Genomic DNA, 6695 nt, shown 5'->3' with positions numbered 1-6695 from the left:
CCCCCCGCCAACCTCAAACGCATCGTCGCCGCCAGCCTCATCGGCACCACCATCGAGTGGTACGACTTCTTCCTCTACGGCTCCGCGGCCGCGCTCGTCTTCAACAAGCTCTTCTTCCCCGACTCCGACCCGCTCGTCGGCACCCTGCTCTCCTTCCTGACCTACGCCGTGGGATTCGCGGCCCGCCCGCTCGGCGCCCTCGTCTTCGGGCACTACGGTGACCGGCTCGGCCGCAAGAAACTGCTGGTGCTGAGTCTGCTGCTGATGGGCGGTGCGACCTTCGCGATCGGGCTGCTGCCGACCCACGCGACTGTGGGAGCGGCGGCGCCGGTCCTGCTCACCGCGCTGCGCCTGGTGCAGGGCTTCGCGCTCGGCGGCGAGTGGGGCGGAGCCGTCCTGCTCGTCTCGGAGCACGGGGACGCACGCCGGCGCGGCTTCTGGGCGTCGTGGCCCCAAACCGGCGCACCCGCGGGGCAGTTACTCGCGACAGGAGTGCTGTCCCTGCTCACCGCAGTCCTCTCGGACGAGGCCTTCGGCAGCTGGGGCTGGCGCATCCCGTTCCTGCTCTCCGGTGTCCTGGTCGCCGTCGGTTTGTGGATTCGTCTCTCTGTCGATGAATCCCCGGTGTTCCAGAAGGCATTGGCCCAGTCACAGGCACGCAAAGCCGCCGCCCGGACAACGGCCCGGAGCACCGACCCCGAGCAACTCCCGCTCGTCTCCGTCCTGCGTCACCACTGGCGCGACATCCTCGTCGCGATGGGCGCCCGCATGGCGGAGAACATCAGCTACTACGTGATCACCGCCTTCATCCTCGTCTACGCCACCACCTCGGCCGGCGTCTCCCGGCAGACGGCGCTGAACTCCGTACTGATCGCCTCCGCCGTGCACTTCGCCGTCATCCCGGCCTGGGGCGCCCTGTCGGACCGGATCGGACGCCGGCCCGTGTATCTGCTGGGTGCGGTGGGCATCGGGCTGTGGATGTTCCCCTTCTTCTCGCTGGTCGACACGGGAGACTTCGGCAGCCTGGTCCTCGCCGTGACCGTCGGCCTGATCCTGCACGGCGCGATGTACGCACCCCAGGCCGCGTTCTTCTCCGAGATGTTCGCGACCCCGATGCGCTACTCCGGCGCTTCGATCGGCGCCCAGTTCGCCTCGGTCGCGGCGGGCGCTCCGGCCCCGCTGATCGCCACCGCCCTGCTGGCCGACTACGACAGCTCGACCCCGATCGCCCTGTATGTGATCGCGGCGGTCGTCCTGACCCTGATCGCGGTGGGCATGGCCAAGGAGACCCGGCACCGCGACCTGGCCGAGATCGAGGCCACCGCGGACGACCGGCCTGCGACCGCTCCCACGAAGGACGCCGCAGACGCTCGCACCGCCTGATCACCACGCGCGGCACCGGCCCTCGTACGCCCCGCGCCTACGAGGGTCACCGCCGCACCGGACCCGCCAACCGCCTTAGTCTCAGGGCGAGTTGGATCTCCAGGACGCGTCCCGGTTCCTGCCAGTCCTCGCCGAGGAGCCGGCCCACCCGCTCCAGCCGCTGGGCGACGGTGTTGACGTGGACGTGCAGGTCGTCCTTCGTCCGGGCCGGGCTCATGCCACACGCGAAGTAGGCGTCCAGGGTGCGCAGCAGATCCGTGCCGCGCCGCTCGTCGTACCGCACGAGCTGCCCGATGGTCCGCTCGACGAAGCCGCCGATGTCCCGGTCCCCGGCGAGGAGCAGCCCGAGGAAGCCGAAGTCCTCGGCGGCGGCGCCGTCTCCGGTACGGCCCAACAGACGCAGGGCGTCGAGGCAACGGCGCCCCTCCTCGTAGGCGGCGACCACGGCGTCGGGCCGCGTGCCGGGTTTCTCGACGGGGGCGGATGCGCCGACGGTGACCGCTTCGTGGACCGCCGCTCCCAGGTGGGCGGCGGTGCGGCGGGCCAGGTCAGTGGCGGTGTCGCCGGGGTCGAGAGGCAGCAGCAGGACGGTGCCGCCGTCGCGGGCGGCGGCCAGTCCGTGCCGGGTCCCGGCGAGATGCGAGGCGGCGGACCACAGGCGTCTGCGGGCGGCGGCCTCGTGGTCGGCGTCGGCGGCGGTGCCGTCGAGCCGGGCGGCGAGGACGACATGGGTGGTGTCCAGGTCGGCGTCCAGCCTGGACGCACGCTCCCGCAGCAGCCGTGGGTCACGGTCACGGGCGTCGAGCAGGTCGTCCAACAGCTCGCCGCGCACGCGCTGTTCGGCCTCGGCGGCCGACCGCCGGGCGAGCAGCAGCAGCGAGGTGACCATGGCGGCGCGCTCCAGGGTGCGCTGGTCCACGGGGTCGAGGCCGGGGTGGCCGCGCAGCACGAGCGCGCCGAGCAGTTCGCCGCCGGCGGCCACGGCGGCGATCCAGTCGTCCCGGTGCCGCACCGCGTGACCTTCGACGCGGGACGCTTCCAACGCCTTCGTGGGCGCGGCGTCGATCTCGGTGAACTCGACCACTCCGTCGAGGACTTGGGACACCGCGGCGGCGACGTCGTGGACCCCGCCGCCGCGCAGGACGAGCTCGGCGAGGCGGTCGTGGACGTCCGACGCACGCTCGATGACTCCGCTGCGGTCCTGGATGATCTCGTTGGCGCGCTCCAGACCGGCGAGCGCCGAGCGGGTCTCGGTGAGCAGGTTCGCGGTGTCGATGGCGGCCGCGGCGAGCGCGGCGAAGGAGCCGAGCAGCGCGATCTGCTCCCGCTCGAAGACCCGCGCCCGCCGGTCCGCCGCGAACAGCACCCCGATGACACGGTGCCCGAGCATCAACGGCACCCCGAGGATCGCCACCAGCCCTTCGTCCCGCACCCCGGAGTCGATGGTGAGGGTGTGCTGGAAGCGGTCGTCCTTGAAGTAGTCGTCGGTGACGTACGGCCGTGCCGTCTGGGCCACGAGTCCGCCGAGCCCCTCCCCCATGCCCAGCCGCAACTGCTGGAACCGGGCCGCGACCGAGCCCTCGGTCACCCGCATGTAGGTGTCGCCCCTGGCCGGGTCGTTGAGGCTGAGGTAGGCGATGTCGGTGCCGAGCAGCGACCGGGCGCGCTGGACGATCGCCTGGAGTACGGCGTCCAGGTCGCGCAGTCCGGCGAGATCATGGGCCGTCTCGAAGAGCGCGGACAGCTCGGCCTCGCGCCGTCGGCGTCCCTCCAGCTCCGAACGGACGCGCAGCGCTAGCACCTTGGCGTGTTCGAGCCCCGCGATCGCCTCGACCGGTCTTCCGTCGGCGCGGGCGAGCAGTACCGGCTGCTCATACGCGTCGGCGGAGGCGCCCCTGGCCAGCAGCTCCAGGAACGGCGCCTCGGCACTGCTCGGTCGCGCTGCGGCACCGGTGACGGTGGCGGAGCGCTCGGCGGACTGCACGTGATCGCTGGACATGCTCACAGGATTCCCCATCGCCGGGCCGGCCGGTCAGGCCTGTGGACAACTCCCCAGTCGCCTGTGCACCCGGTGCTTCAGTGCGCGGTCCACCCGCCGTCCAGCACCAGCGAGGTGCCGGTCACGAAGGACGCGTGCGGGCCGCACAGATAGGCCACGGCCTCGGCGACCTCCTCCGGTTCGATGAGCCGTTTGACCGCGCTGTCCTGCAGGAGCACCTCGGTGAGGACCCGTTCCTCGGGGATGCCGTGCGCCTGTGCCTGGTCGGTGAGCTGTCGCTCGACCAGGGGTGTGCGCACATAGGCGGGGTTCACACAGTTCGAGGTGACGCCATGGGGTGCGCCTTCGAGGGCGGCGGTCTTGGAGAGTCCTTCCAGACCGTGTTTGGCGGCCACATACGCGGACTTGAAGGCGGAGGCGCGCAGCCCGTGGACGGAGGACACATTGACGATCCGCCCCCAGCCCTGCCCGTACATATGGGGCAGGGCGCCGCGGATGAGCCGGAAGGGCGCCTCCAGCATCACGGTGAGCACCGTGTGGAAGACGTCGGGCGGGAACTCCTCGATGGGGCGCACCAGTTGCAGCCCGGCGTTGTTCACCAGGACGTCCGTGCCGGCGGCGGCGTGCTCGGCGGCGTCCAGGTCGGTGAGGTCGAGGACGTGCGGTTCGACGGTGCCCGCGAGATCCTGCGCCTGCTCGGCGAGCTCCGCGAGTCCCAGGGCGTCCATGTCGACCGCTCTGACCTTCGCCCCGGCGGCCGCCAGCCGCAACGTGCAGGCGCGGCCGATACCACCGGCGGCACCGGTGACGAGGGCGGTACGGCCGCTGAGGTCGAGGAGGCTCGCGTGGGCCCCCGGGAGAGCGTTGGGCACGGTCATGGGGCGAGCCTAGACAGTGCCCCCGCCCCACCACATATGGGCTGAGCACATACTTCAGTCGGAACTCGTGGTGTCAAACCATGTGGGTGCGTCGGCCAGGGTCTGCTTGATCCGGAACAGCTGGTGATCGCTGAGCTCGGGCAGTGCGTCCAGGTCGAACCAGCCGACCTCCAGCGACTCGTCGTCGTTCACGGCCACCTCACCACCGACGGCCCGGCACTGCAGGGTGATGTCCATGAACTGGCAGGCGTCGCCGTTGGGATAACGGATCGGCCCCCCGGCCTTCACCATGACGACGCGTTCCGCGACGCACTCGACGGCCGTCTCCTCGAACACCTCGCGCACCGCGCAGACCGCGGGCTGCTCACCGGGCTCGGGAATGCCGGAGGGCAACGCCCACTCGTGGTTGTCCGCCCGCTTGCCCAGCAGGATGCGACCCGCGTCGTCGAAGACGACGGCGCTGACCCCGGGAAGCCAGAGCAGTTGATGCCCCGCGGAGGCCCGGATCGTACGGATGAAATCAGGAGTAGCCATGCTCCGACCCTAACGGGACGATCCATGGCTACCCCACGAACTGCCGTGCGCGCGACGGGAGTACAGCGGGCGTACGCTACACGTCGCTCGCGCGTCGCCCGCGCACACCGGCGGCGACCGCCCAGCCGAGGCCGGCCGCGGCGATGAGCACCAGGGCCATCTCGGGCAGAATGCCGAGCTTGGTGGCCGGGGTCTCCGAGGAGCGCAGCGGCACCTTCTGGACCAGGGAGTCGGCGACGAACATGCCGGTCTTCTGGGTGATCGTCCCGTCCGGCATGATGATCGCGCTGACGCCGCTGGTCACCGGGACGGTGACGGTCCGGCTGTGTTCGACCGCGCGGACCCGGGACATGGCGAGCTGCTGGTAGGTCATCTCGCTGCGGTCGAAGGTCGCGTTGTTGCTGGGCACGGAGATGAGCTGGGCGCCGTCGGTGACCTCGGAGCGCACGGCCCAGTCGAAGGCGGCCTCGTAGCAGGTGACCAGGCCGATCTTGGCGCCGTTCATGGTGAAGACGCCCGGCTTGGTGCCCCGGCTGAAGTCCTGGCGGACCATGCTGGTCCAGTTCTTGTTGATCGCCCCGAGCAGCGAGCGCATCGGGAGGTACTCGCCGAACGGCTGGATCTGCCGCTTGTCGTAGGTGTCGGTCGGGCCCTTCACCGGGTCCCAGAGGATCTGCTCGTTGTAGAGCTTGCCGCCCCGTTCGACGACACCGCCGACCGAGATGGGCGCGCCGATCGCCTTGGCCGCCGCGTCGATGTCGGTGTACGCCTGAGCGTCCGCGAAGGGATCGACGTCGGAGGAGTTCTCCGGCCACAGGACGACGTCCGGCTTGGCGACCTTGCCCGCCTTGACCTTCGCGGCCAGCCGCAGGGTCTCCTTGACGTGGTAGTCGAGCACGGCCCGCCGTTGGGCGTTGAACTCCAGCCCCGCGCGCGGGACGTTGCCCTGGATGACCGCGACGGTCGTGGTGCCGTCCTCGGCCTTGTCGCTGACCAGGGACCGCGCGGCCACCGCGCCCACCACCGGTACGGCCACGCTCAGCAGAGCCACGGCCGCGGCGGACCGCCGTACGACACGGGTGTTGCGGCTCTCCAGGGCCAGGCGGACGATCTCGTACAGGCCGAAGCCGCACAGGACGACCGCGAAGCCGAGGACCGGGGTTCCGCCCACCGCGGCGAGCGGCAGGAAGACGCCGTCCGCCTGGCCGAACGCGATCTTGCCCCAGGGGAAGCCGTGGAAGGGGACACGCGCGCGTGCCGCCTCACCGGCGATCCACAGTGCCGCCGCCCACAGCGGCCAGGCGGGCAGCTTCGAGACCGCGGTGATGGCCGCGCCGACCAGCGCGACGAAGACCGCCTCGGCCACGACCAGGGCGATCCAGGGCCCGGGGCCGACCTCCACGCCGGTCCACACCAGCAGCGGCAGCAGGAATCCGAGGCCGAAGAGGTAGCCGAGGCCGAGGCCCGCCTTCCAGCTGCGGCCGCGCAGCACCCACCCGAAACAGGCGAACGCGGGCAGCGCCAGCCACCACAGGGTGCGGGGCGGGAAACTGACGTAGAGCAGCACTCCGGAGAGTGCTGCTACGGCGGCCGGGACCAGACGGACGACGCGGGCGAGGCGCGATGCGGGCGCGGCCTGCGGCTTCAGCTGGTCCGACTCGTCCACGGAAGTTGCGGTGACGGTCACTCCGGGAGTGTACGGCGGTCGACCTCGGCGCCGACAGCACGGTCCGCATGGCAGCCCGGCCACTGAGCAGGGCCGCAGCAGCATCGTTCCTGCGCAACTCGTCCACAAATCGGTCATCAGCCGTTACGGTGTGCCGGAGCCCCTGTCGTGCGGTCGGTCCAGGCCAGGACGGCCGGGGCCTGTCACGGGTCGCGGGGGCGGCCCGGTTCAGGGG

At 71.2% G+C, this 6695-nt stretch carries 5 protein-coding genes; 1 reads left to right on the top strand and 4 read right to left on the bottom strand.

The genetic code is table 11. The annotated features are described in order from the left end of the window. Positions 1-1383: MFS transporter (locus AC31A1_RS43685; RefSeq protein WP_489658636.1), on the top strand; the 1383-nt coding region annotated here is incomplete at its 5' end. 46 nt (positions 1384-1429) lie between these two features. Here the strand turns inward: AC31A1_RS43685 and AC31A1_RS43680 are convergent. The 4 genes from AC31A1_RS43680 to lnt form a co-directional block, all read right to left on the bottom strand. After that, positions 1430-3382: a helix-turn-helix domain-containing protein gene (locus tag AC31A1_RS43680; RefSeq protein WP_489658635.1), complete on the bottom strand. Its 1953-nt coding sequence runs from the start codon at positions 3380-3382 to the stop codon at positions 1430-1432. A gap of 77 nt (positions 3383-3459) precedes the next feature. Continuing rightward, a complete protein-coding gene (locus tag AC31A1_RS43675; protein WP_489658634.1) occupies positions 3460-4260 on the bottom strand; it encodes a 3-hydroxybutyrate dehydrogenase in 801 nt (266 codons plus the stop codon). Positions 4261-4314: 54 nt separating this feature from the next. Then, positions 4315-4794 carry an NUDIX hydrolase gene (locus AC31A1_RS43670; RefSeq protein WP_489658633.1) on the bottom strand — a complete coding sequence of 160 codons (480 nt, stop codon included), beginning with the start codon at positions 4792-4794 and terminating at the stop codon, positions 4315-4317. 76 nt (positions 4795-4870) lie between these two features. Further along, entirely contained in the window at positions 4871-6481 is a 1611-nt protein-coding gene (gene lnt, locus AC31A1_RS43665; RefSeq protein ID WP_489658632.1) for an apolipoprotein N-acyltransferase, read from the bottom strand. Positions 6482-6695 lie beyond the last annotated feature (214 nt).

This window comes from Streptomyces sp. P5F9 (assembly GCF_057961495.1).
Note: the sequence above shows the minus strand (reverse complement) of the source record. Positions and strands in the feature narration are given on the sequence as shown.